At 72.5% G+C, this 23,318-nt stretch carries 23 protein-coding genes; 7 read left to right on the top strand and 16 right to left on the bottom strand.

Annotated features, from left to right (window positions below; genetic code table 11):
• Nucleotides 1-782: AfsR/SARP family transcriptional regulator (locus NCC78_RS10005; protein WP_250793710.1), on the bottom strand; the 782-nt coding region annotated here is incomplete at its 3' end.
• 140 nt (nucleotides 783-922) lie between these two features.
• On the opposite strand from NCC78_RS10005, the gene NCC78_RS10000 reads away from it, so the two are divergent.
• Nucleotides 923-1,747 carry a hypothetical protein gene (locus NCC78_RS10000; protein ID WP_250793708.1) on the top strand — a complete coding sequence of 275 codons (825 nt, stop codon included), beginning with the start codon at nucleotides 923-925 and terminating at the stop codon, nucleotides 1,745-1,747.
• A 117-nt stretch (nucleotides 1,748-1,864) separates the two neighbouring features.
• On the opposite strand, the gene NCC78_RS09995 is transcribed toward NCC78_RS10000, so the two are convergent.
• The 5 genes from NCC78_RS09995 to NCC78_RS09975 form a co-directional block, all read right to left on the bottom strand.
• Complete coding sequence (locus NCC78_RS09995; protein ID WP_250793707.1) at nucleotides 1,865-2,992, bottom strand: branched-chain amino acid ABC transporter permease; 1,128 nt, start codon at nucleotides 2,990-2,992, stop codon at nucleotides 1,865-1,867.
• Nucleotides 2,989-3,879, bottom strand: coding sequence for a branched-chain amino acid ABC transporter permease (locus NCC78_RS09990; RefSeq protein ID WP_250793705.1), 891 nt, complete (start codon nucleotides 3,877-3,879; stop codon nucleotides 2,989-2,991). The genes NCC78_RS09995 and NCC78_RS09990 overlap by 4 nt, the downstream gene beginning before the upstream one ends.
• Nucleotides 3,879-4,607 (bottom strand): ABC transporter ATP-binding protein, encoded by a 729-nt coding sequence (locus NCC78_RS09985; RefSeq protein ID WP_250793703.1) that lies wholly within the window; start codon nucleotides 4,605-4,607, stop codon nucleotides 3,879-3,881. Before NCC78_RS09985 ends, NCC78_RS09990 begins: the two co-directional genes overlap by 1 nt.
• 108 nt (nucleotides 4,608-4,715) lie before the next feature.
• Entirely contained in the window at nucleotides 4,716-5,459 is a 744-nt protein-coding gene (locus NCC78_RS09980; protein ID WP_250793701.1) for an ABC transporter ATP-binding protein, read from the bottom strand.
• A gap of 7 nt (nucleotides 5,460-5,466) precedes the next feature.
• Nucleotides 5,467-6,672: a substrate-binding domain-containing protein gene (locus NCC78_RS09975; RefSeq protein WP_250793699.1), complete on the bottom strand. Its 1,206-nt coding sequence runs from the start codon at nucleotides 6,670-6,672 to the stop codon at nucleotides 5,467-5,469.
• A gap of 377 nt (nucleotides 6,673-7,049) precedes the next feature.
• On the opposite strand from NCC78_RS09975, the gene NCC78_RS09970 reads away from it, so the two are divergent.
• Nucleotides 7,050-7,676: a hypothetical protein gene (locus NCC78_RS09970; protein WP_250793697.1), complete on the top strand. Its 627-nt coding sequence runs from the start codon at nucleotides 7,050-7,052 to the stop codon at nucleotides 7,674-7,676.
• Nucleotides 7,677-7,769: 93 nt separating this feature from the next.
• Here NCC78_RS09970 and NCC78_RS09965 read toward each other — a convergent pair whose 3' ends face one another.
• Nucleotides 7,770-8,039 carry a hypothetical protein gene (locus NCC78_RS09965; protein WP_250793694.1) on the bottom strand — a complete coding sequence of 90 codons (270 nt, stop codon included), beginning with the start codon at nucleotides 8,037-8,039 and terminating at the stop codon, nucleotides 7,770-7,772.
• Between the two features lie 333 nt (nucleotides 8,040-8,372).
• Between NCC78_RS09965 and NCC78_RS09960 the strand changes: the two genes are divergently transcribed.
• Nucleotides 8,373-8,699 (top strand): GntR family transcriptional regulator, encoded by a 327-nt coding sequence (locus NCC78_RS09960; RefSeq protein WP_372495102.1) that lies wholly within the window; start codon nucleotides 8,373-8,375, stop codon nucleotides 8,697-8,699.
• Here NCC78_RS09960 and NCC78_RS09955 read toward each other — a convergent pair.
• A complete protein-coding gene (locus NCC78_RS09955; protein ID WP_250793693.1) occupies nucleotides 8,647-9,099 on the bottom strand; it encodes a PI-PLC domain-containing protein in 453 nt (150 codons plus the stop codon). The genes NCC78_RS09960 and NCC78_RS09955 overlap by 53 nt on opposite strands.
• A gap of 127 nt (nucleotides 9,100-9,226) precedes the next feature.
• On the opposite strand from NCC78_RS09955, the gene NCC78_RS09950 reads away from it, so the two are divergent.
• Nucleotides 9,227-10,357: a hypothetical protein gene (locus tag NCC78_RS09950; protein ID WP_250793692.1), complete on the top strand. Its 1,131-nt coding sequence runs from the start codon at nucleotides 9,227-9,229 to the stop codon at nucleotides 10,355-10,357.
• Nucleotides 10,357-10,881 (top strand): SigE family RNA polymerase sigma factor, encoded by a 525-nt coding sequence (locus tag NCC78_RS09945; RefSeq protein ID WP_250793691.1) that lies wholly within the window; start codon nucleotides 10,357-10,359, stop codon nucleotides 10,879-10,881. The genes NCC78_RS09950 and NCC78_RS09945 overlap by 1 nt, the downstream gene beginning before the upstream one ends.
• Nucleotides 10,882-10,965: 84 nt before the next feature.
• Here NCC78_RS09945 and NCC78_RS09940 read toward each other — a convergent pair whose 3' ends face one another.
• Nucleotides 10,966-12,090: a glycerophosphodiester phosphodiesterase gene (locus tag NCC78_RS09940; RefSeq protein WP_250793690.1), complete on the bottom strand. Its 1,125-nt coding sequence runs from the start codon at nucleotides 12,088-12,090 to the stop codon at nucleotides 10,966-10,968.
• A gap of 144 nt (nucleotides 12,091-12,234) precedes the next feature.
• Between NCC78_RS09940 and NCC78_RS09935 the strand changes: the two genes are divergently transcribed.
• Together NCC78_RS09935 and NCC78_RS09930 are read left to right on the top strand one after the other, a co-directional pair.
• Nucleotides 12,235-13,569, top strand: a complete 1,335-nt coding sequence (locus tag NCC78_RS09935) for a TrkH family potassium uptake protein (RefSeq protein WP_250793689.1) — start codon at nucleotides 12,235-12,237, stop codon at nucleotides 13,567-13,569.
• Between the two features lie 25 nt (nucleotides 13,570-13,594).
• Nucleotides 13,595-14,227 (top strand): potassium channel family protein, encoded by a 633-nt coding sequence (locus tag NCC78_RS09930; protein WP_372495103.1) that lies wholly within the window; start codon nucleotides 13,595-13,597, stop codon nucleotides 14,225-14,227.
• 23 nt (nucleotides 14,228-14,250) lie between these two features.
• On the opposite strand, the gene NCC78_RS09925 is transcribed toward NCC78_RS09930, so the two are convergent.
• From NCC78_RS09925 to NCC78_RS09895, 7 genes are all read right to left on the bottom strand, one after another.
• Nucleotides 14,251-15,912, bottom strand: coding sequence for a serine/threonine-protein kinase (locus tag NCC78_RS09925; protein ID WP_250793686.1), 1,662 nt, complete (start codon nucleotides 15,910-15,912; stop codon nucleotides 14,251-14,253).
• Nucleotides 15,913-15,983: 71 nt separating this feature from the next.
• Nucleotides 15,984-17,537: a fused MFS/spermidine synthase gene (locus tag NCC78_RS09920; RefSeq protein WP_250793684.1), complete on the bottom strand. Its 1,554-nt coding sequence runs from the start codon at nucleotides 17,535-17,537 to the stop codon at nucleotides 15,984-15,986.
• Between the two features lie 36 nt (nucleotides 17,538-17,573).
• On the bottom strand, nucleotides 17,574-18,581 hold the full coding sequence (locus tag NCC78_RS09915) for a coiled-coil domain-containing protein (protein WP_250793712.1): 1,008 nt from the start codon (nucleotides 18,579-18,581) through the stop codon (nucleotides 17,574-17,576).
• Between the two features lie 190 nt (nucleotides 18,582-18,771).
• Complete coding sequence (locus NCC78_RS09910) at nucleotides 18,772-19,584, bottom strand: inositol monophosphatase family protein (protein ID WP_250793682.1); 813 nt, start codon at nucleotides 19,582-19,584, stop codon at nucleotides 18,772-18,774.
• Entirely contained in the window at nucleotides 19,577-20,029 is a 453-nt protein-coding gene (locus NCC78_RS09905; RefSeq protein WP_123240199.1) for a response regulator, read from the bottom strand. The genes NCC78_RS09910 and NCC78_RS09905 overlap by 8 nt, the downstream gene beginning before the upstream one ends.
• The gene (locus NCC78_RS09900) at nucleotides 20,026-21,771 is read right to left on the bottom strand and encodes a sensor histidine kinase (RefSeq protein ID WP_250793680.1); all 1,746 of its coding nucleotides are present in this window, start codon (nucleotides 21,769-21,771) and stop codon (nucleotides 20,026-20,028) included. Before NCC78_RS09900 ends, NCC78_RS09905 begins: the two co-directional genes overlap by 4 nt.
• A complete protein-coding gene (locus tag NCC78_RS09895) occupies nucleotides 21,768-23,012 on the bottom strand; it encodes a PP2C family protein-serine/threonine phosphatase (protein ID WP_250793678.1) in 1,245 nt (414 codons plus the stop codon). Before NCC78_RS09895 ends, NCC78_RS09900 begins: the two co-directional genes overlap by 4 nt.
• Between the last annotated feature and the right edge of the window lie 306 nt (nucleotides 23,013-23,318).

The raw sequence follows: 23,318 nt of genomic DNA, 5'->3' as shown, positions 1-23,318 counted from the left end.
GCAGTGGGCGGCATGAGCGCCGGGTCGGAGCGAAGCATCCGCCGGTGCAGGTCCTGGAGCGCGTCGCCCGGCTCGATGCCGTACTCGTCGCGCAGCATCTCGCCGAACTCCCGGTAGGCGGCCAGCGCCTCGGCCTGCCGCCCGCTGCGGTACAGCGCGAGCATCAACTGGTGCCGCAGCCGCTCCCGCACCGGGAACTCGGCGGCCAGGTCCACCAGCTCGCCGATCAGCTCCCGGTGCCGGCCCAGGCGCAGCTCCAGGTCGGCCCAGCTCTCCAGGGCGGTGGCCCGCAGCTCGACCCAGCGGTGCCGGGCCGACTCGAAGAACGGCCCGGCGAAGCCGGTGAAGGGCTCGCCGTGCCACAGCCCCAGTGTGGCCTTCAGCTCGGCCACCGCGTCGGCCGTCCGGCCCGCTTCCCGGTTCCGCTCGGCCCGGCGTACGCCCCGCTCGAAGCGGACCGCGTCCACCGCGTCCGGGCCGACGCGGAGCTGATAGCCGGCGTCGGTCAGCGTCAGCACCTGACCGGGGGTACGCGGCGACCGGTCCGGTTCGAGCACCCGGCGCAGCCCGGCGACGTACTTCTGCACCACGTTCGTGCCGTTCGCCGGCGGCTCGTCCGGCCAGACGGCGTCGACGATCTGCGACGTGGGCACCGGGCGACCCGCGGAGAGGAGCAGCACGGCCAGCACAGCACGCTGCTTACCGGGACCGAGGTCGAGCTCCCGGTCGCCGTACCAGGCGCGCTGAGGCCCGAGGACCTCGAAGCGCAGCACCTCTGACATACGGTTTTCCGTTCCTGACTCCCCCGCTGCCTGCGGGTCGGGCGCACGGCAGTCGCACGGCAGCATATCGGCAGCGATCCGGCGGTGTGGTCAGGCAAGCTCTGCCTCGGCAACAGCCCCGTTGGAAAGAGAGTCACGCAATGACACAGCGAACCGGCACCGCCGGAACGATCCGGTGGGTCGCGTCCACCGCAGCCGCCGTGCTGGCCGCCACCGCCCTGGCCGGTTGTGCGGGGACCGACGGCGCGGGCGGGTCCGCCGCCCCGGCACCGTCCCCTTCGGTCAGTCCGAAGTCGGCGCTCCTGGCGGCCGTGCCGGACGAGAAGGACCCGGCGTTCCGGTTCTCCGGCAGTGACCTGACGGGGAAGGTCTCCGGGATGGTCGATCCGGCCGCCGGCGGGATGGAGCTGACCGTCGCCGAGAAGGTCGCCGAGCTGAAGTCGACCATGAGCCTGTCGTTCCGGGTGATCGGGCAGCAGGCCTGGATGCGGGTGACGTTCGACGGCAAGCAGGACATCAACGCGCTGCTCAAGCTGCCGAAGCGCTGGATGGCGCTGGACAACGCGAAGATCGAGGACCCGGCCGACGCCCCGGTCTACGAGGGCACCGACCCGGGCAACACCGCCACGATCATCCGTACCGCGGAGACCGTCGAGGAGAAGGGCGACGGGACGTACGTCGGCACCGTCGACCTGACCAAGGGCCAGGACGTCGCCACCGCCATGGAGGGCCTGGACATCGCGGCGCTCGGCGACGCGGCCAAGCAGGTCCCGTTCACCGCCGTCGTCGGGGCGGACGGAAATCTCACCTCGCTCACCCTGGACATCCCGGCCGCCGGCAAGCAGAAGGCCTCGAAGTACGTCGTCAGGTACTTCGACTTCGGCAAGGCCCCGAAGCTCGCCGCCCCCACCGGCAGCGACGTCCAGAAGGCCCCCGCCACCGCCTACGAACTCCTCAACAGCTGACCCACACGGGGTCGCGGCCACACGGGGGGCCGCGACCCCGCCCGACCCCTCGGTCGATCATGAGGTTGGCGGGGCGACACGCCGGAGTGCCGCCCCGCCAACCTCATGATCGACGCGCTAGCGGGGTCGGGAGGGGGCGCGCAGGGAGTGGCGGAGGAGGGCCAGGCGGGGGGCGAGGCTGGCGAGGCCGCCGGGGAAGAAGTAGACGGCCAGGATGAAGACGGTGCCGAGGACGAAGAGGGGCTGGGAGAGCGGGCGGCTCAGGAACGCCGGCAGGGCGTCGACCGCGTCGGAGGTGCCGAAGGCGATCAGCCGGTGGTCCAGGTACATGTAGAGGATGCCGCCGAGCACCGGCCCCCACCGGGTCCCCGGCCCGCCGAGCACCACCATGACCAGCAGCGACAGGGTCAGCTCGGAGGAGGTGATGTGCGGCGAGGCGCCGCCGACGATCAGGACGTAGACCACTCCCCCGGCCGCCGCGAGGCCGCCGGCCAGGGTGAACGCCACCAGCTTGAAGCGGTACGGGTCCAGCCCCAGCACCCCGATCCGCCGTTCGTCGTCGCGCAGGCCGGCCAGCACCCGGCCCGTCGGCGAGCCGGAGACCCGGTGCACCACGAAGACCACCACCGCCAGGTACGCCAGCGCCAGCCAGTAGAGGTTGACCGTGTTGGTCACCCCGACGAGGCCCTCGGGCAGCCCGGAGACGTCCAGCGGCAACCCCTCCTCACCGCCGGTGAGCCCGCCGAAGTCCCGGGCCACCAGGATCGCCCCGACCTGGGCGAAGGCGAGCGTCACCATGGCGAACGCGATGCCGACGGTACGCAGCGCCACCGCGCCGAGCAGCGCGGCGAGGATCGTCCCGCCGGTGACGGTCAGCACCGCCGCCTGCCACAGCGGCAGCCCGGCCCGGGTGACCAGGATGTCCGTGCCGTACACCCCGGCGGCGAAGTAGAGCGCGTGCCCGAAGGAGAGCATGCCGGTGCGCCCGAACAGCAGGTCGTACCCGGCCGCGAGGCCGCCGAAGACCAGGCAGATGGCGAGCAGTTGCAGGGTGCCCGGCGAGTTCACCGGCCCCTCGAAGACGCCCGGCAGGTGCAGCGTCGAGTACGGCAGGATCGCCGCGACCGCCAGCGCGACCAGCGGCAGGAACGGGCGCAGCCCGTGCCAGCGACCGGGTCCCGGCGTCAGCTCGTCGGGCACCGCGGCGGGGGGCGCCGGTACCTCGGGACTCTTGACCTCGGTCATGCCGTTGCCACCTTTCCGGCGATGCCCTGGGGGCGCAGCAGCAGCACCACGGCGAGCAGCCCGACCACGCAGACGTCGCCCAGCCCGGAGGTGCCGTAGTAGTTGACGAACTGTTGCAGCAGCCCCACCGCGACCGCCGCGTACGCGGACCCGACGACCGAGCCCATCCCGCCGATCACCACCACGATGAACGCGAAGATCAGCAGCGAGCCGCCCTGCCCGGGGGAGACGGTGCCGAAGTAGACGCCGCCGAGCGCTCCGGCCAGTGCGGCGGCGGCCCCGCCGATCGCGAAGACCAGGGTGAACGCCTTGCGCACGTCGATGCCGAGCGCGGTGACCATCTCCCGGTTCTCCACCCCGGCCCGGATCACCAGGCCGTAGCGGGTCCAGCGGAGGAAGGCGAGCAGCGCGCCGAGCACCACCACCGCGGCGATGATCAGCAGCAGGCCCCCGTTGGGCACGTTCGCGCCGAGGATCGAGGTGACCTGCCGGGTCCAGTCGGGGCGCGGGAACGGCCGCGCGTCCGCGCCCCAGGTGGCCTGGAGCAGCGCCACCCCGGCCAGCGACAGGCCGACGGTGACCAGCACCTGTTCGATGGTGCGGGAGTAGAGCGGCCGGATCAGCACCAGCTCGACCAGCACCGCCACCAGCGTGCCGGCGGCCACCCCGAAGGCGACCGCGACCAGGAAGCCGAGGCCGTCCGCGCCGGCACCGGGCAGGTTCCCCGCCGCCCACCAGGTCGCGTACGCGCCGACGCCGAGGAAGAGCCCGTGCGCGAAGTTGAGCACGTCGGCCAGGCCGAAGACCAGGGAGAGGCCGGAGGCGACCAGGAAGTAGAGCGCGGCCAGTCCGAGCCCGGTCAGCGTCAGCAGGACGATGGTGTCCATCAGTGCTGCACCTCCGCCGAGCCGACGCCGAGCAGAGACTTCGTCAGTGCGGTCTCCAGCAGCAGTTGCTGCGCGTCGCCGGCCCAGGCGACCTGGCCGGCGGCGAGCACCACCGCGTCGCGGGCGAGCCGCCGGACCACCGCCAGGTTCTGCTCCACGAGCAGCACCGGCACGGATTCGGCCACCCGTTCCAGCACCTCGGCCACCTCGGTCACCACCTTCGGCGCCAACCCCTTGGTCGGCTCGTCGACCAGCAGCAGCCGGTTGTCGTTGAGCAGCACCCGGCCGATCGCGAGCATCTGCTGCTGCCCCCCGGACAGCGAGCCGGCCCGTTGCCGTCCGCGCCGGTCCAGCTCCGGGAAGAGCGCGAAGACCTTGTCGTATGCGGGGGTGGTGCCCCGCCGTTCGGCGAGCCGCAGGTTCTCGGCGACGGTGAGGCCGGCGAAGACGCAGCGGTCCTCCGGCACGTAGCCCAGCCCGCCGCGGACCAGCCGGTGGGTGGGGCGGGCGAGCAGGCTCTGCGCGCCCATCCGGATCGTCCCGCGCACCTCGCCGGCGGGCGGGGTGAGGCCGACGATCGCGCGGAGCGTGGTGGTCTTGCCGACGCCGTTGCGCCCGAGCAGCACGGTGACGCCGGTCGGGGCGACGGTGAAGGACACCCCCTGGAGGATGTGCAGCCCGGCGATCCGGACCGACAGCTCCTCCACGCTGAGGATCGGTTCGGCCAACGGGCCACCTCCGGTTCTCGGCTGCGGAGGCCGCGGGCGTGGTTCAGTCACGGAGCCGCCTTCCGTTCGCGAACTGCGGGACTCGCAGACCAGGCTCATTCCTCGCGCTCACAGGGACTCTCCCAGGTAGGCCTCTTGCACGGTGGGGTTGGCCATCACCGTCTCCGGGGTGTCGCAGGCGAGCAGCGCGCCGTGGTGCATCACGGCGATCCGGTCGGCCAGTTCCAGGATCACGTCCATGTGGTGCTCGACCATCAGCACCGACCTGCCGCTGTCGCCGGTCAGCGAACGGATCACCGCCACCAGCTCGGGCACGTCCTCGGCGCTGACCCCGGCCATCGGCTCGTCGAGCAGCATCACCCGAGGCTCCCCGGCGAGCAGCAGGGCGATCTCCAGCTTCCGCTTCTCGCCGTGGGCCAGGGTGCCGGCGAGCGCCGTACCCCGGTGGGCGAGGCCGACCCGGTCGAGCGCCGCGTCGGCGGCGGCGGCGACCTCGCGGTCGGCCGCCGCCCGCCGCCACAGCTTCAGCGAGCCCCCGCGGTGGGCCTGCACGGCGAGCCGGACGTTCTCCCGCACGCTGAGCGAGCCGAAGACCGACGACGCCTGGAAGGTACGGCCCAGCCCGAGGCGGGCCCGCCGGTGCGGCGGGAGGGAGCCGATGTCCTCCCCGTCGAGGGTGATCCGACCTTCGGTGGCCCGGCGCAGGCCGGTGATCAGGTTGAACAGTGAGGTCTTGCCGGCGCCGTTGGGCCCGATGACGCCGAGGAACTCCCCGGGCGCCAGGTCGAGGTAGACGCTGTCGACGATGGCGACCTCACCGATCCGCCAGGTCAGACCGCGGGTGGCGAGCATCTTCTTCTCAGCCCTTCATCGCCACGGCCGGCGGCGCGGTCTCGTCGGCGGTGAGGCTCTTCTGCGCGGTCGCCGTGAACACGGTGCCGCTGCCGGTCAGCTTGGCCTGGAACATCGGCTGGAGCAGCGCGTGGTCCTCGGCGCGGATGGTCATCTTGCCCTTGACCCCGTCGAAGCTCCAACCCTCCAGGGCCTTGACCATCTTCTCGACGTCTTCGCCGCCCTCGGTGATGGCGCGGACGACCATCTGTGCGGCGGCGAAGCCGTCCGGGTGGAACAGGTCGAGCGTGCCGCCCGGGATCTTGGCCTTGGCGGCCTTCGCGGCCTCGGTGTCGGCGGCCCCGTCGAACCAGTGCGACAGGAAGGAGATCTTGCTGCCGGCGGCGCCGAAGGTCGGCCAGGAGGCGCGGATGTCCAGGCCGGTGACGACCGTGGTGGAGGAGAGCACGGCCTGCTGGTCGAGGGTCTGCCACATGGCCGGGGCGGTGGTGCCGGCCCAGGCGACGAAGAGCAGGTCCGGCTTCGCGGCCTTGATCTGGCTGGCGAACGGGGTGAACTCGGTGGCGCTGGCCGGGGCCCGGACGCTGCTGACGGTCGCGCCGGCGCCGCCGATGACCTTCTTCACTGCCGCCTCGTTGGCGTCGCCGAAGGCACCGTCCTGCGCGAAGACGACCACCTTCTTCCCGGCCGGGTCGCCGATGAACGACTTGGCCGTCACCACGTCCTGGTAGGACTGCCGTCCCGAGCGGAAGGTGTACTTGTTCGCGCCGGTGACCGCGTCGGTGGCGGCCGGACCGGAGATGAAGAGCACCTTGTTCTGCGCGGCGATCGGGGCCACCTGGAGGGCCACGCCGGACGCCGTCGAACCGGCGATGATCTTGTTTCCCTTGCCGATCAGGTCCTTGGCCGCGGAGACCGCCTTCGCCGGGTCACCGGCGTCGTCGACCTCGGTGAGCTCGATGGCCCGGTCGCCCACCTTGTTGGTGCCCTTGGTGGCGAAGTCGAGGCCGGCCTTGAACCCCTCGATGTACTGCTTTCCGTAGCTGGCCAGGGCTCCCGACTGGGAGTAGACCAGACCAACCTTGACCGGGGCGGCGCTGTCGCCGCCGCCGGAGGCGGTGTCCTGCGGGCTGCCACAGGCCGTGGCGGCGAGCGCCGCGGCCATCATCGTGGCGGCGGAGAGGAACACCCGCCGCGTCGTCCGGACCGTCATTGCGACTCCACGTGAGGACTCGGAGGGAAGGGAACTCATTGTCGGCTCACGCTAGAAGTGACGTCACCCACGGGCTATGTGGCGGAAACACACAAGTAACCAGGGTGGGGTGGCCGGCCCTGACAGCGAACAGGTGCCGCACCGTGACGACGCGGGCCGACGATGGGCACCCCCTCCATCCGTGGCACCGCCGATGTGTCGGCCCCGGCCATCGGAGCCCGATCGGTCATCCCCAAAACTCCCAAAACCCCCAAGTTAGGCCTTAACGGGCAACTAGCCTCAAAAGCGAAAGCCTGTACGGGCACCACAACGTCATGGGGGACAAAGTGAAAATCGGACTCATCCGGCTGATTGCCGTAGGGGCGGCAGCTGGCGCAGTGCTCCTCGGAGCCGCCGGGACAGCGCAGGCTCAACCACAGCCGAGCCCGTCGCCCGACCAGAGCACGACCACCATCAGCATCAACCCGGGCAACGTCCCGACCACGGCCGCCGAATTCACCCAGAACTGCGACCCCAACCTGGGCGGCGGCCCCTACCCGGACCGGGACGTCTGGGTCTTCAACCTGCCCGACCAGACACGTGACTTCGTCTCGGTCACGGCCACCTTCAGCATCCCGGGCGACGGCACCGCGACCGTCACCATCCCCGAGGCCGAGGACAGCGCGATCGTGCGGATCGGCACCAGCAAGGCGTGGGTGATCGTTCCCGAGGGGTGGACGCTCGTCACCGCCACCGCGGTGGTCACCGGCGAGCCGGAGCCGGGACTTCAGTTCGTGCTCACGCAGACCTGCGCGGCGAGCCCCAGCCCGACCGCCAGCCCGACGGTCAGCCCGACGGCCAGCCCGACCGGCAGCCCCACCGCCTCGCCGACCAAGAGCCAGCTGCCGATCACGGGCACGTCCGGCCCCGGAAGCCTGCTGCCCCTCACCGTGCTGGGTGCCACCGCGATCGCGCTCGGCGGGTTCTTCCTCATCGCCCACCGCAGGCGAGGTGCGACGGGGTGACCTCCTGCACCGCAGCGCCCTGACGGCGCGGAGCGGGCAACATGGTGACGGAGGGCGGCTTCCGGTGAAGCCGCCCTCCGTCGTGCCGCGGCGTCAACAGCCGCCGGGTCCGGCGCAGGCGATCAGACCGCAGGCGCCGTCGTGGTCGGCCGGTCGCGGGCAGCGCCGGCCATCGCCGAGCAGGCTGTCGCAGAAGACCCGATGGCGTACGAACTGCGCGTCCTCCTCGGACACCGTCGTCTCGGCCGGGTCCACGTCCGGCAGGAAGCTCAGCGACCGGGTTATCGCCCGGGCGAAGCGCTTCGCGGCGTCGAGGTCGGCGGCGAGCACCGGCAGGTGCACCACGAACCGTTCCCGGCTCACCGGCACCGCCCGACCGTCAACCGTCGGCAGGAGCCCGACCGGTACCAGCCGCCGTTCGGCGGTCGGCCCGGGCGCCTGCGCCGACCCCTCCGATGGAACAGGTTCAGCTCGTCGCACACGCCACACCCTCCTCGTCGACCGTCCTACGCGACGCGCGGTCGCGCCGCGTGGAAGGCGGCCCGGTCGCCGGGTAGGGGACGCCGACCGGGCCGCCGGCCCCGCGACCGCAGCCCTCGTCGGCGGTACGACCCCGGAGCCCACCTGAGGTCCGACCCCCGAGGTTTGCCGAACCAACCGGAGCCGGACACCGAGCAACTTACGCCACTAAGTGGCGTGAGTCTAGCCCTGCGCATCGACGCCATCACTTATTGCAGCTACTGGTGTAGCTCGGGCATGATCGGACGTGCCGAACCAACCGGAGTCATCACCATGCCCACTGCACAGCCGTCATTCCGTCGCATCGTCGACGAGATCGTTGAGAAGATCAGGACCGGCGAACTCAAGCCGGGCGACAAGCTGCCGTCGACCAGTGAACTCGCCGACATGTACGGCGTCAGCAACAACACCGCCTACCGTGCGCTGGTCATCCTGCACGACCGCAACCTCATCATCGGCCAGCAGGGCCGTGGCACCTACGTCGCCGAGCGCCCGGCGAAGTAGTTCCTCTCGTCAGGATGCGCGCCGCGGCGGCGGTCAGCGGTGGGCGCACCGGCGGGCAGCTCAACAGGGCCCACGAAACATTCCGCCCGGGTAGGCGATGCCCGCGGCCGGCCCGGACCAGCCCGCACCCCACAACCGTGGTCGCGCTCAACGGCTCTGTGCCGATTCGGAGGTCGGCCGGCAGGAACTGGTTCTCGGCCGGGAACGTCCAGGCGTGCACGATCAGCCCCTCCCGGTGCGCGTCGCGGACCAGGGTCGTCGGGGTGAGCAGCCTGCCGGCGGCGTCGCGCGGGCCAATCAGGTTCTTGTTCGCGCCGATGGCGTCGGCGTACTCCGCGATCCACCTCAGGCCGGCCGGCTTCGCCAGGTCCGCGTAGGTGCGGGCGTCGCAGCTTGACAAGAAGTACGTCGGTGGACGACCGACGAGGGATGTCGGGCGGCATTCCCCTCGACGGCAGAAGGGAACCTGTCCGGCGGCCAATGTCTTCAGGAGGGTAGGACATTGACGACGAGAGGAACGGGGACCGATGACGGAACGCATCCGATCGCTGCTGGACGCGGCGGTCGCCGAGACCCGGCCACGCGCCGCCGCCCCGGTGCCGGAGGTGCTACGCCGGAGCCGGGCGGCCCGACGGCGGCGCCTGGCCACCGCGGGCGCGGCAGGCGTGGTGGCGGTTGCCCTGCTCGCCACTGGCGGCCTGGTCGCCGCAGCCCGCACCGGTACGACGCCGGCCGGCACCGACCCATCCGCCGCCGCCGGCCCCATCCCGCCGCCTCTGCCGAGCGTCCGGCCGACCGTCCTGCCGAGCCCGGGCTGGCGCCCGTGGCCGAAGGTGGCGGCGACCGTGGTGGACGGCACGGTCCGCGTCCACGGACTGATCCTGCCCGTGCCCGACGGCTGGCAGGTGCACAACGACCCGCCTCAGCCCCTCACCGACTGCCAGATATCCCAGGGATCCGTGCTGATCAACGTCGACCACGCTCCGAGCGGTATGGAGTGCCCTCAGGTGCCCGCACAGATCCACGTGAATCGGTGGCAACCGTCCGTCTACCCCCCAGGCCTGCCGGCGAAGTTCCATGAGGGGATCAGCGAGGTCGTCCTGCCCGGGGGGTACCCGGCCTGGCTCACCGACAACGAGGTGAACAATGTCCGGGCGTCGCAGCGCTACGAGTGGTCTGCGGTGAGCCAGGTGCAACTGCCCTGGGCCGGGGCGGCGCTCGCCTGGGAGATGTCGTCGGGCTCCGTGCCGGGATTCATCTCCTCGATCACCTCCGAACCGGTGCCCGCGCGCCGGCTCGGCCTGCCCGACAACGCGCCGACCGCACGCCTGACCATCAGGGACCAAGAGCAGATCGACTCGACCGACGCGTCCTCGGTGTCTCGGGTACTGGACCGGCTGCGCGAGCTCGACCAGGTCGTGCAGGACGGCGAGCTGCCGTGTGCCTCGGCCCCGGAGCTGGTTCCGGGGTGGCGACTGGCCGGAAAGGACATGGCCAGCTTGACCCTCAGTTACCCCTCTGGAATGCCGCAGGCCGTCGTCGCGATCAGCAGCACCGACGACTGCGCCTTCGCCACCTCCTCGCTGGGCGGACGGGTTTGGCTGCCGCCGGGCTTCCTGGCCGAGCTTCGCGGGCTGCTCGCCCCGGGGGCGCGCTGATGACCACCCCGACCGGCCCCGCCGGCTTCGCCGACTTCGTCAACGCCCGGTACGCGGCCCTGGTCCGGCACGGCACGCTGCTCACCGGCGACCGTGGCCACGGGGAGGATCTCGCCCAGGAGGCGCTGGTCAAGACGTACCGCGCCTGGTACCGGCTGCACCCTGACGGTGACGGCGAGGCGTACACCCGGCAGGTGATGGTGCGGGCGGCCTGGCGGGCCGGACGGCGGCTGTGGCGCCGGGAGATTCCCACCGGGCAGCTGCCGGAGCGCCGCGAAGCCGACCCGTACGAGCCGCGCGACACCGCGCGGCTGGTGCTGGACGCGCTGCGCGCCCTCCCCTCGCAGCAGCGGGTGGTGCTGGTGATGCGGTACTGGGCCGGGCTGAGCGAGCAGGAGATCGCCGCCCAGCTCGGCTGCTCCACCGGCACCGTGAAGAGCCGGTCCAGCCGCGCGATCAGCGCCCTGCGCCGGATGGACGGGCCGCTGGCCCGGGCATTCGACCTGTCGGAAACGTCGGCCTGACCTCGGCCGTGGACCCGCACGACGGCACCGGCCCGCCACACACGCGGTGGCGGGCCGGCGATCGGTCAGCGGGCAGGTCGCGCGTCAGTGCCGGGCGAGCCCCGCGCGGGCGGCGACGGCGGTGTCCGGGTGGTCGGTGAAGACGCCGTCCAGGCCGAGGCCGTAGAAGAGTTCGTACTCGGCCTGGATGTCGCCCCGGGCGACCGGATCGGCGCCGACCCGGAAGTCGGCCGGCAGGAACTGGTTCTCCGCCCGGAACGTCCAGGCGTGCACCACCAGCCCCTCCCGGTGCGCGTCGCGGACCAGGGTCGTGGGGGCGAGCAGCTTGCCGGCGGCGTCGCGCGGGACGATCAGGTTCTTGTTGGCCCCGATGCCGTCGGCGTACCGGGCGATCCACGTCAGCCCGGCCGGCGTGGCCAGGTCCGCGTAGGTGCGGGCATCGCCGGCGACCGTGAAGTCGTAGGGGCGGCCGGCGGCGTCGAGCAGCTGGGCGAGCTTGACGTCGATCATCCGGTCCAGCTTGCGCAGGTTCGCCGTCTCGAAGGACTGGATGATCACCGGGGAGTTCCGGTGGGTCAGCCGGTTGGCCTTCAGGACCGTGACCAGTGGCTCCTCCAGGGGCAGCCCGATCGAGGCGAAGTAGGTCGGGTGCTTGGTCTCCGGGTAGACGCCGATGGTGCGGCCCCGTGCCCGCCCCTCGGACCGGGCCAGATCGATCACCTCCTGGAGGGTGGGCACCTCGAACCTACCGTCGAAGGCGGTGTTGCCCACCCGGACCTGCGGCAGCCGCTCCTTGGCCCGCAGCGTCTTCAGCTCGGCGAGGGTGAAGTCCTCGGTGAACCAGCCGGTCACCGCGACACCGTCGATGGTCTTCGTGGCCCTGCGGGCGGCGAACTCGGGCCGGGCCGCCACGTCCGTCGTACCGCTGATCTCGTTCTCGTGCCGGGCGACCAGCGCGCCGTCGCGGGTCGCGACCAGGTCCGGCTCGATGTAGTCCGCGCCCTGCCGGATCGCCAGCCGGTACGCCTCCAGGGTGTGCTCGGGGCGATAGCCGCTGGCGCCCCGGTGGCCGATCACGATCGGCCGGTCGGTCGCCCGGGACCGCTCGGCGCCGGGCGCCGGGTCGGCCGACGCGGCCACGGTCGGCACGGCCGCGACGGCCGCGAGCAGGGCTCCGGCCACACCGAGGGCGGAAAGGGTACGTCGCAACGCCGTCTCCTGTCGTCGTCGAGGAAGTCGCCTCAGCAGACCGGTCGGGGTTGACGGCGAGTTGGTCGGCGGCTGGCCGACAGGTGAACCCTCCGGGATTCCGGTTTCCGCACCCCGATCGGGGTGAAAAAGGAAGATTGTCTGGTGCGCCGGCTTCTTCGTCACCCCGTGCGGCTGGTGCCGTTCGGCTTCCTGGTGGCGATCCTGATCGGCACCGGGGTGCTGATGCTGCCGTTGGCCACCAGCGAGCACCGGTACACCCCGTTCCTGACCGCCCTCTTCACCGCGACCTCGGCGGTGTCGGTGACCGGCCTGTCCGTGGTGGACACCCCGAACTACTGGAACGAGTCCGGGCTCGTGATGATCACCGTGCTCACCCAGGTCGGCGGCCTCGGCATCGTGACCGGGGCGACCCTGGTCATCCTGATGGTGGCCCGGCGGCTCGGGCTGCGCAGCCGGCTGCTGGTCCAGGCCGAGACCGCCGAGTTCGGCATCGGTGACGTCCGCCGGCTGCTGCTGCGCATCGCCGGCACCGCGCTGGTCTGCGAGGCGGTGATCACCGGGATCCTGACCGTCCGGCTCTGGGTCACCTACGACTACCCGTTCGACCGGGCCCTGTGGAGCAGCGTCTTCCACGCCGTCCAGGCGTTCAACAACGGTGGGTTCGCCCTCTACACCGACAACCTGATCGGCTTCTCCACCGATCCCTGGGTGAGCCTGCCGCTGGCGCTCGGGGCCGTCCTCGGCGGGGTCGGCTTCCCGGCGCTGTTCGAGGCGGTGCGGGAGTGGCGGCAGCCGGCCCGGTGGGCGATCGCCACCAAGCTCACCATCTGGGGCAGCCTGGTGCTGCTGATGGTGGGCTTCCTCGGGCTGCTGGCCATCGAGTGGGCCAACCCGGAGACCCTGGGCATCTACGCGTGGCACGACAAGATCCTCGCGGCGTTCACCCAGGACGCGTTCATCCGCACCGGCGGCTTCAACGTCGTCGACGTCGCGGGCCTGGAGGAGGAGAGCTTCCCGCTGGTCATCGCGTTGATGTTCATCGGCGGCGGGAGCGCCAGCACGGCCGGCGGGATCAAGGTGACGACCTTCTTCCTGCTCGCCTTCGTGATCTGGGCCGAGCTGCGCGGCGAGCCAGACGTGACGATCGGGCACCGCCGGGTGGCCACCGCCAGCCAGCGGCAGGCGATCACCGTCGCGCTGCTCAGCGTCGCGCTGGTGGCCGGCGGCACGGTGTTGCTGATCTTCCTCACCGAGGGGGTCCGCTTCTACGAGGCGCTGTTCGAGGTGACCTCCGCGTTCACCACCACCGGCCTCAGCGTGGGGCTCGCCCCGGCGCTCCCCGAGGGCGGCCAGCTCGCCCTGATCGTCCTGATGTACGTCGGCCGGGTCGGGCCGCTGACCCTCGGATCGGCGATCGCCCTGAACACCCGGCGCCGGCTGTACCGCTATCCGGAGGAGCAACCCATTGTCGGCTAGGAAGACGGACCAGGGTGGCATCGTGGTGATCGGGCTGGGCCGGTTCGGCTGCCACCTGGCCAGCTCGTTGACGGGCCTCGACCACGAGGTGCTCGCCATCGACCGCAACGCGGAGCAGGTGCAGAGGTGGTCGGCCCGACTGGACCGGGTGGTGCAGGCCGACGCCACCGAGGAGGGAGCGCTGCGTCAGCTCGGGGTGGCCGACTTCCACCGCGCGGTGGTGGCCATCGGCGCCTCGGTCGAGGCCAGCGTGCTCTCCGTGCTGGCGCTGGTCGAGCTGGGCCTGCCGCAGATCTGGGCCCGGGCCACCTCGGGGAAGCACGCCAAGATCCTGGGCTCGGTCGGCGCCCACCACGTGATCTTCCCGGAGGCGGAGACCGGCGAGCGGGTGGCCCACCTCATCGTCAGCAGGATGCTCGACTTCATCGAGTTCGGTGACGACTTCGCCATCGCCAAGGTGCACGCCCCGCCGACCCTCCTCGGGCGGCCGCTGAGCGAGCTGGCGCCGACGGAGCGCTACGGCGTACGGGTGGTCGGGGCGAAACTGCCCGGGGAGCGCTTCCGGTACGCCTCGGACGCCACGGTGCTCGCCCCGGGCAGCATGCTGATCGTCGAGGGCAGCATCGAGCAGGTCCAGCGGTTCGCCGCGCTCAGCTGACGGCCGGGTGTCCCGCGCCGGGTTCAGTCGTCGTCCCCGCCGTCGTCGTCATCGTCATCGCCCCTTTCCACGACCACGGCTTTTTTTCCACCACCCGACCCCTTGCCCGAGTTGTCCGGCTTGGCCTTCGACCCGCCGCCGGAGCTGCCACCGTCCCGCGCGGAGGTGCCGCCGCCGGAGGTACCGGCCTGCTTCGTCGGCGCCCTGGTAGCCGGCGCCGTGCTGGGCATCGTTCCCGCCACCCCGGAGACCTGCACGCCGCACGCCTCCTCGCCGAGGCGGAACTCCAGCGGCAGCGGGTTGGCCCCCGTGTAGCGGCCGGTCAGGGTGAGCTTCTCGGTGGCACCGGGGGCCAGATCGGCCCGTTCCGGCGCGGGCTGCACGGTCACCGTGCGCCCCTGCTGGCTGACCGGCGCGGGCGCCGCCCCGGTCACGGTCTGCTCGCCGGGGAAGGTGAAGCTCATCCGCCAGTCGCGCAGCTCCGAGCCACCCGTGTTGGTCAGGGTCAGCTCCGCGGCGAAGTCCTTGCCGGAGTCCTTGCGCAGGGCGTACCCGACCTGGCAGCGCACCGGCTTCTCCGCGCCCATCCGCGCCTCGGTCGGCTGGTCCGCGCCACCGCTGGCCGGGCTGTGGGAGGTCACCCCCCACATCGTCGCGGTCACCGCCACCAGCCCGGCGGCGGCCACCCCCGCCTCGATCCGTCGGCGGCGCGTCGCCGCCCGGCGGTCGCGCGTACCCGAGAAGGGCAGCGCGTCGGTCGCCGCCGACCAGGGCAGGATCGTGGTCCCGGCGCTCGCCAGCGCGGCCGGGTCCACCGGGCCGCCGGCCGGGGAGACCGGCACCGCGGCGATCATGCCGGCCGCCTCGGCGAGCGTCCGGGCGACCTCGGCGGTGGCCGGCCGGTCCTCCGGACGCTTCGCCAGGCAGCGGTGCACCAGGTCGCGCACCTCGTCGCCGAGCCCCGGCACCCGCGGCATCGGCTCCGGCTCGTTGTACATGTGCGCGCGCAGCATCTGGGTGGTGGTGCTCGCCTGCCAGGGCAGCCGGCCGATGAGCATCCGGTAGAGCAGCAGGCCCACCGCGTAGACGTCGGTGGCCGGCGAGACCTGGCCGTCGTCGAGCCGCTCCGGGGCCAGGTAGGCGGGGGTGCCGAGCAGGGTGCCGTCCGGGCCCTTCTCCTTCTCCCCCACCAGCGCGGAGATGCCGAAGTCGACCACCTTCACCCCGGTGGCGGTCAGCATCACGTTGCCCGGCGTGACGTCCCGGTGCACCACCCCGCGGGCGTGCGCGGTGGCCAGCGCGGAGGCGACCTCGGCGCCGATGGTCACCGCCTCCCGCCAGGGCAGCTGGCCCCGGCGCAGCCGCCCGGTCAGCGACTCGCCGTCGACCAGTTCCATGACGACGTACGGCACGGTCAGCCCGACCTGCACCGACTCGCCGTAGTCGTAGACGTTGGTGATGTTGGGGTGGCAGAGCCGCGCCGCGGCCTGCGCCTCGATCCGGATGCGGTGCCGGAAGGCGCGGTCGCTGGCCAGCCGGGAGGCGAGCACCTTGATCGCCACCTGCCGGCCGAGCACCTCGTCGTAGCCCCGCCACACCACCGACATGCCACCCGCGCCGAGCTGCTCGATCAGCCGGTACCGCTCACCCAGCAGTTGCGCGCCGTCCCGGTTACTTCCACCCATGGTGGTGGTTGTTGCCCTGGACGGTCCCCCCTACACCTGGCGGATCGGAATCGGTCAGGCATGTCACCCGATCAGGCGGTGGCCAGCAGCTGGTCCACCGGGGCGAAGTCGTCGGTCAGCACCAGCGCCTCGCCGACGAAGCCGGTGAGATCCGCGCCGGCGAGCATGCTCACCCCCTGCCCGACCTCGGCCAGCCGGCCCCGCACCGCGTCCAGCGGCAACGGGGCGTCGGAGGCCACGATGAGGAAGTTCGCGCCCTGCTCACCGGCGAGCGCGGCCGGCGGCGCGATCAGCGCGACGTGCCGGAACTCGGCGGCGACGGTGGCCAGCTCGCTGCGGATGAAGCGCAGCGGTGGGTAGTCGATGACGTTCTGCACGTAGACGCCGCCGGGCCGGGTGACCCGGCGGACCTCGGCGGCCATCTCGCGGGTGGACAGGTGCCACGGCACCACCAGGTGCCCGAACGCGTCGCCGACCACGAGGTCCCGGCTGTCCGCCGCTTCCCCGGCGACCAGCATCCGGGCGTCACCCACCACGGCCCGCAGGTCCGGCCCCTGGCGTACGCCCAGCGAACGCTCGCTCAGCTCGACCAGCCCGCCGTCGATCTCGAAGACCACGTTGTCGGTGCCCGGGCGGGTGGCGGTCAGGTAGCGCGGCACGGTGAACCCGCCACCGCCCAGGTGCAGCGCGTCCAGCCGCCGCCCCGGCGGGGCGATGACGTCCGCCACCGCCCCGATCCACTTCGTGTACGCGTACTCCAGGTGGGTCGGGTCGTCGAGGTCCACGTACGAGTGCTGGGCCGAGTTGAGCAGCAGGGTGCGGCCGCTGACGCGGCCGGCGTCGCCCTCCACCCGGGCGCAGTGGTAGGCCGTCTCGACGTCGCACGGATTCGGCGCGACGGTGGTCAGCCCGGCGCCGACCAGGCCGAGCACCGCCAGGGCGGCCTTGGCCCGGGCCGGACCGGGCAGCTCCGCCCGGTCCTGCCGGCGCAGCCACACCCCGAGGGCGAGACCGGTGAGCCCGAGCGCGACCGCCAGCGCGAGCAGGATGACCGTGCTGGGCAGCGCGGCGACCAGCACGAAGCCGGTGGCCAGGGTGGCCGTGATGCCGCCCAGCGTGCCGATGCCGGAGAGCCGGCCGACCACCTGGCCGGTGCGGCGCAGGTCGGCGAGCTGGAGCTTGACCACCAGCGGGGTGACCGCGGCGAGCAGGGCCGCCGGCACGAACACGGCGAGCGCGACGAGCAGCAGGATGGCGCTGGCCGCCCCGCCGCGCAGCACCTCCCCGGCGTACCTCACGACCGGCAGGGTGACCGCGGTGGCGATGCCGGCCAGCACCAGCGCCGGTGCCAGCAGGGTGCGCGGGTCACGCCGGTCGGCCAGCCAGCCGCCGGACCAGGCCCCGTACGCGATGGCGGCCAACGCGATCCCGATGACCGAACTGGTCACCTGGAGGGTCACCCCGACGTACGGGCCGACCAGGCGCAGCGCGACGGTCTCCAGCACCAGCACGGCGCCGCTGGAGAAGAAGACCAGGAACGCGGCGAGACCGTTGGGCAGGGCCCGGGCGGTCGCCGGCACGGGCCGCGCCGGCGGGACCGTGACGTCGGACGATGGAGAGCTCACCCGCGCGATGCTACGCAGTGAAACCGGGGCCGCGGGTCAGTACATCGACAGATGAACATGGTTCGTGTGGTCGGCGGCCGGGCTGCCGCTGCCGCTGTACGACCGCCAACCGGTGCCCGGGTGCCAGATCTGCCGGTACCAGATCACGTAGAGCACACCCAGCCGGCTGGCGTTGCGCACGTGCCAGGCGGCGAGGTTGTCCCCGTACGTCTTGTCCCCGCCGGTCGCGGTCTCGTCCTCGAACCCGCCGGCGGCGGCCGAGAAGTCGCAGGCCCGGCCCTTGGGGTGCTCGCCGGAGCCGCCGCTGCGGTAGCAGGAGACGTACCGCTTGTAGCCGGCCGCCTGGGTCTGCTGGAGGGCGTTGAGGGTGCGCGGGGTGATGCAGCCGGAGGTGGTCGGGTCGTTCACCGAGCAGGACTCCGACGGCCAGGAGCCGTCGGAGTTTCGCGGCGCCGGCCGCGCCGAGGAGGAGCTGCCGCCGCTGAAGCCGCCACTGCTGCCGCCGGAGCTGACCGCCGCGAGCGCCGCCTCGGCCTCCTTCTTCTTCTTCGCCATCACCAGCAGTTGCTTCTGCTGTTCCCGCACCTCGGTGTCGATGGCGACCTTGGCCTGCCGGGCCTGCTCACGGGCCTCGCCCAGGGTGCGCAGCCGCTTGCTGTCGCGCTGCGCCATCATGTCGAGGTCGGCGGCCCGCTGGAGGAACATCTCCGGCGACGCGCTGTTGATCAGCATCGACGTCGGGGTGAGCCGACCCACCCGGTAGGACTGCGCGGCCACCTCGCCGACCTGCGCGCTCAGCGCGACCAGCCGGGTCTCCAGCGTGGACAGCTCACGCACCAGCTGGACCTGCCGCCGCTTGGAGTTGTCCAGCTTCGCCTTGGCCTCGATGTGCGCCTTGGCGGTGGTCTCCAGGGCGTCCCGTAGCTTCTTGGTGCCGCCCTCGTTGGGCTCCGCGTACGCGGGCGCGGCACCGCCGCCGAAGAGCAGCGCGACGGCGACGAGCAGGGCGGTCAGCGAGCGGCGACCGCGACGCCGGATGGGCATTGTCCTGCGCACGAAGCATCCTTCCGTCGGCCGCCGGCCCCCGGTGGTGACACCGCGCGGCGGCGGCCCCCGCCGGCGCCGGTCGGCGGCCTGCTGGCGGAGACCGCCGGTCAGGATACCGGACCGGCCGCCGCTGACCAGGCCCGCGACCGGGTCAGCCATCGAACATCGACGCAGTGTCGCATCGACGTCACCCAGCGCCGAGCAACGCCTCGCGTACCTCGTCCCAGACCTGCTCGCTCGCCGCGACCAGCAGGCCGCGGCCGTCGTCGGCGGGGCGGTACTCGGCGCCGTCGAACCGGCGGGCGACGCCGCCGGCCGCCCGCACCAGCAGGGTGCCCGGGGCGTGGTCCCACGGCAGGGTGCGCCAGAAGAGCACGAACTGCTGCTCGCCGGTGAGCACGTCGAGGTATTCCCGACCGGCGCAGTGCTGGCCCGGGAGCAGCTCGCCGATCCGCTCGCCGCCGGCCTCGACCCGGGCCCGGGACGCTGGCGGGAGGAAGTGGGACATGGCGGCCCCCCGCAGCGCGCCGAGCGGCGGGGTGTCGTCGGTGGTCCGCACCGGCCGGCCGTCGAGCCAGGTCCCCTCGCCCGCCCGCGCCACGGCCAGCGTCCCGGCGAGCGGGTCGAGCACCCAGGCGGCGGCCGGCTCGCCGTCGGTCAGCAGCGCCACCATCAGGGCGAACGGTCGGCGGCCGGCGGCGAAGTTGGAGGTGCCGTCGACCGGGTCGACCAGCCAGACGTCGCCGGAGCCGCGCAGGTGACGCAGCAGCCCCGGATCGTCGGCCACCGCCTCCTCACCGACCACCACGGAGCCCGGGCGCAGCCGGCGCAGGGCCGCCGATATCACCTCCTCGGCCCGACGGTCGGCGACGGTGACGATCTCGCCGGGCGCCTTCTCCGCGACGTCGGCGTCGTCGAGCTTGCGGAACAGCGGCAGCACGACCTGGTCGGCGGTCTCGCGCAGCAGCCCGCCGACGTCATCGATCAGGGTGTCAGCCACGCGGCGGCAGCTTCACCACGCTGACGAAGAACTCGTCGATCTGGCGGACCACCGAGATGAACCGTTCGAAGTCGACGGGCTTGGTCACGTACGCGTTGGCGTGCAGCTGGTAGCTGCGCAGGATGTCCTCGTCGGCCTGGGAGGTGGTCAGCACCACCACCGGGATCCGGCAGAGCTGCTCGTCCTTCTTGATCTCCTCCAGCACCTCCCGGCCGTCGCGGCGGGGCAGGTTCAGGTCGAGCAGGATGAGGTCCGGGGCCACCGCGTCCGCGTACTGGCCCTCCCGCCGCAGGTAGGCCAGCGCCTCGGCGCCGTCGGAGACGACGGTCAGCCGGTTGCGGAGCTTGTGCTCCTCGAACGCCTCCTGGGTCATCAACACGTCGCCCGGGTCGTCCTCGACCAGCAGGACCTCGATCGGGCTCTTGCCGTCCGCTGGCGCGGTCATCCCACCGTCTCCCTCATCGCACCCGTTCTACCGCCTTCCGGCGCCCCGTCGGGGCCGTCCGGGGCTTCCGTCCCCTCGGCCGGTCGAACGGCCGGCTCCGGCGATGCCGTTTCGGACCCCGGCTCGCCGCCGTCCGCCGCCGCGTCGGTCGTCTCCCCGGAGCCGCCGGTCTCCACCGCCGCGGCGGCCTCGACGTCCTCGGGGAGCGCGGGGAGGGTGAAGCGGATCGCCGTCCCCTCCTCGGTGCCGGTGTCCACCCAGACCCGGCCGCCGTGGTACTCCACGATCTTCTTCACGATCGCCAGCCCGATCCCGGTGCCCGGGTACGCGTCCTTGGCGTGCAGCCGCTGGAAGATCACGAAGATCTTGTCGGCGAACTCCGGCTCGATCCCGATGCCGTTGTCCTGGCAGCTGATCTCCCACTCGTCGCCGACCAGCCGGGCCGAGACGTGCACCCTCGGCGGCACGTCCGGCCGGCGGAACTTGATCGAGTTGCTGACCAGGTTGGCCAGCAGGTTCGTCAGCAACGGCTCCTCGCCGCGGATCACCGGCAGCTCGTCCCAGGTCAGCTCGGCGTCGGCGTACTGCCGGGCGGCCTCGGTCTGCCCGGCCACGTCGCCCATCACCTTGTTCAGGTCGACCTCGGTGAAGCCGGTGGTGAGCCGGCCGATGCGCGAGAACGCCAGCAGGTCGTTGATGAGGCGCTGCATCCGCTGCGCGCCGTCGACGGCGAAGGCGATGTACTGGTCGGCCCGCTCGTCGAGCTGCCCCGCGTAGCGGCGCTGGAGCAGCTGGCAGAAGCTGGCCACCTTGCGCAGCGGCTCCTGCAGGTCGTGCGAGGCGACGTACGCGAACTGCTCCAGGTCGCGGTTGGAGCGGGTGAGCTCCTCGGCCTGCTTCTGCAGTTGGCTGTTGACCCACTCGATGCGCTCGCGGGCCTCGCGTACCTCGGCCAGGTCCTTGGCGATCTTGCGACGCATCGCGTCGACGTCGCCCGCCAGCGCCAGGAACTCCGGTGGCCCGGAGCCGGCGATGCCGTGCTGGTAGTCGCCCTCGGCGACCTCCCGGACCTGGTCGGCGAGCCCGGTCAGCGGGCGGATCACCATCTTGTCCAGGGAGAGCAGCAGCACGCTGCCGGCCACGACCACCACCAGGGCGGCGACGATCAGCAGCACGACCAGGAGGTTGCTGGTCTGCCGGACGTCCGTGGCGGCCCGCTCCCGGGCCGCCAGGATCTCCCCCTGGAGTTCGTCGGCCGCGGCCCGCACCTGTTCGAACTGCTGCCGGGCCTGGTCGGTGACGAGGGCCTGCCCGGCGGCGGTGCCGTTCTGGTCGGTGGTGGTGATCACCGGCACGGCCACCGCCTGGCGCCACTGCGCGGCGCGTTCCTCGACCACCCGCAGCTCCTGCCGGATCCCCGGGTAGTCGCTCAGGAGCCGCTGCATCGAGGCGAGCCGGTCCTGCTCCAGCTTCAGGCCGGCGTCGTACGGGGCGAGGTCGGCGCGGTCGCCGCTGACCGCGTAACCGCGGACCGCGGTCTCCTGGTCGAGCAGCGCGCTCAACAGCTCCTGCGCCTGCACCCGCAGCGGGCCGGTCTTGGTGAGGATCGCGTCGATCTGGGTCCGGTTCTGCGCGGCGACGGCGGCGGCCGTGCCGGCGAGGCCGACCAGGAGCACGGCGACGACGGTGAGCAGCGTGACGACCCGCTGGCGCAGGGTCCAGTCGTGGGGGGCCCGGATCACCGGCCACCACCCCGGCTGACCAGCAGCATGGCCACGTCGTCGGCGAGCGGACCACCGTTGATCTGCTCGGCGCGCCCGACCAGCCAGGCCGGCAGCTCGGCCAGGGGCACGGCGAGGTTGGCCGGGTCGGCGAGCAGACCGCTGAGGCCGGGCACGTCGAGGCGCTCGTCGCCCTCGCCCACCCGCCCCTCGATCAGACCGTCGGTGTACATCAACAGGGACCAGTCATCGGTGTCGAACTCCAGGTCGTAGGCCACGGGCCGGCGGGGGCGTACGCCGAGCAGCAGGCCACCGCGCGCCGGAACCGGCACCACCTTGCCCCCGGCGAGCAGCAGCGGCGGCGGATGCCCGGCCAGCCGGACGGTGGCCCGGTTGCTGTCGAGGTGCAGCCGGGTGGTGGCGACGGTCGCGAAGATCTCCTGGAGCCGGCGCTCGCTCATCAGCACCTGCTCCAGCGCCGGCAGCACCTCGTCGTCGGGCACACCGGCGAGGATCAGCGCCCGCCAGGCGACCCGCAACTCGACGCCGAGCGCCGCCTCGTCCACCCCGTGCCCGCAGACGTCGCCGACGATCAGGTCGACGCGGTCCGGACGGGTCTGCACCACGTCGTAGAAGTCCCCACCGATCAGGGCGGCGTGCCGGCCGGGCCGGTAGAAGGTGTGCACCGCGACCTGGTCGGTGGTCATCAGCGGCTGCGGCAGCAGGCCCCGTTCCAGGCGGGCGGACTCGGCCTGGCGCAGCTCGACCTCGCGCAGCCGCCGGGCGTTCTCGTCGGCCCGCTTGCGCTCCACCGCGTAGCGCAGCGCGCGGGTCAGCAGCACCCCGTCGACCTGGCCCTTGACCAGGTAGTCCTGCGCGCCCTCGGCGACGGCGACGATGCCCAGGTGCTCGTCGGAGCGCCCGGTCAGCACGCAGACCGCGGCGCCGCTGGACATCTCCAGCACCTGTCGCAGCCCGTCCAGCCCCTGCGCGTCGGGCAGGCCGAGGTCGAGCAGGACGCAGTCCACACCCATCACCCGCTGCCGGGCGTCGCTGAGGCTGGTGGCAATCAGCAGGTCGATCATCGAGTTGGTCTCGGCGAGCAGCTCGCTGACCAGGAAGGCGTCCCCCTCGTCGTCCTCGACCAGCAGCACCCGCAGCCGCTCGCCCGGGGGCAGGTTGGGGTGCCGTCCCATGCCGCCGTGCGGGTACGGCACGACTGAGGAACCGGCCAGGCCAGTTCCCCGGTGCGGCCGGGTCACCGCCGCGAGACGCGGGAGATCGCTGGTGATGTCGGGCTCCTTCCGAGTGCCCTGCTGATCCTGTATTAGACAACGGTCGCACACAACACGGCGGTCTCGGCGCAGGCCGGGATGGGGCGGATCACTGCACGTTAAGGGACAAACCGGCTCGGCTGCGGATCGGGAGTCCCGCCGACGACCCGGGCGGTGCAGGATGATGCCCACCCTGGCCCCACCCCCCGAGGAGTCCCCGTGGGCGCACCCCCCACCCCCGCGGCCGGCCGCACGACGGTCCGCCCGGGCCCACGCGTGCCGGCCGCCGACCGG

Origin of the sequence: Micromonospora phytophila (assembly GCF_023656545.1) — a bacterium.
GTDB lineage: Bacteria > Actinomycetota > Actinomycetes > Mycobacteriales > Micromonosporaceae > Micromonospora > Micromonospora phytophila.
The sequence above is the reverse complement of the archived record's forward strand: the minus strand, read 5'-3'. Positions and strand labels throughout refer to the sequence as shown.

What these genes read in the sequence shown, in the direction of transcription:
- NCC78_RS10000 (WP_250793708.1), top strand. Translation starts at nt 923, where the DNA reads ATGACACAGCGAACCGGCACCGCCGGAACGATCCGGTGGGTCGCGTCC.
- NCC78_RS09995 (WP_250793707.1), bottom strand. Translation starts at nt 2,992, where the DNA reads ATGACCGAGGTCAAGAGTCCCGAGGTACCGGCGCCCCCCGCCGCGGTG.
- NCC78_RS09990 (WP_250793705.1), bottom strand. Translation starts at nt 3,879, where the DNA reads ATGGACACCATCGTCCTGCTGACGCTGACCGGGCTCGGACTGGCCGCG.
- NCC78_RS09980 (WP_250793701.1), bottom strand. Translation starts at nt 5,459, where the DNA reads ATGCTCGCCACCCGCGGTCTGACCTGGCGGATCGGTGAGGTCGCCATC.
- NCC78_RS09975 (WP_250793699.1), bottom strand. Translation starts at nt 6,672, where the DNA reads ATGACGGTCCGGACGACGCGGCGGGTGTTCCTCTCCGCCGCCACGATG.
- NCC78_RS09950 (WP_250793692.1), top strand. Translation starts at nt 9,227, where the DNA reads ATGACGGAACGCATCCGATCGCTGCTGGACGCGGCGGTCGCCGAGACC.
- NCC78_RS09945 (WP_250793691.1), top strand. Translation starts at nt 10,357, where the DNA reads ATGACCACCCCGACCGGCCCCGCCGGCTTCGCCGACTTCGTCAACGCC.
- NCC78_RS09925 (WP_250793686.1), bottom strand. Translation starts at nt 15,912, where the DNA reads ATGGGTGGAAGTAACCGGGACGGCGCGCAACTGCTGGGTGAGCGGTAC.
- NCC78_RS09915 (WP_250793712.1), bottom strand. Translation starts at nt 18,581, where the DNA reads ATGCCCATCCGGCGTCGCGGTCGCCGCTCGCTGACCGCCCTGCTCGTC.
- NCC78_RS09905 (WP_123240199.1), bottom strand. Translation starts at nt 20,029, where the DNA reads ATGACCGCGCCAGCGGACGGCAAGAGCCCGATCGAGGTCCTGCTGGTC.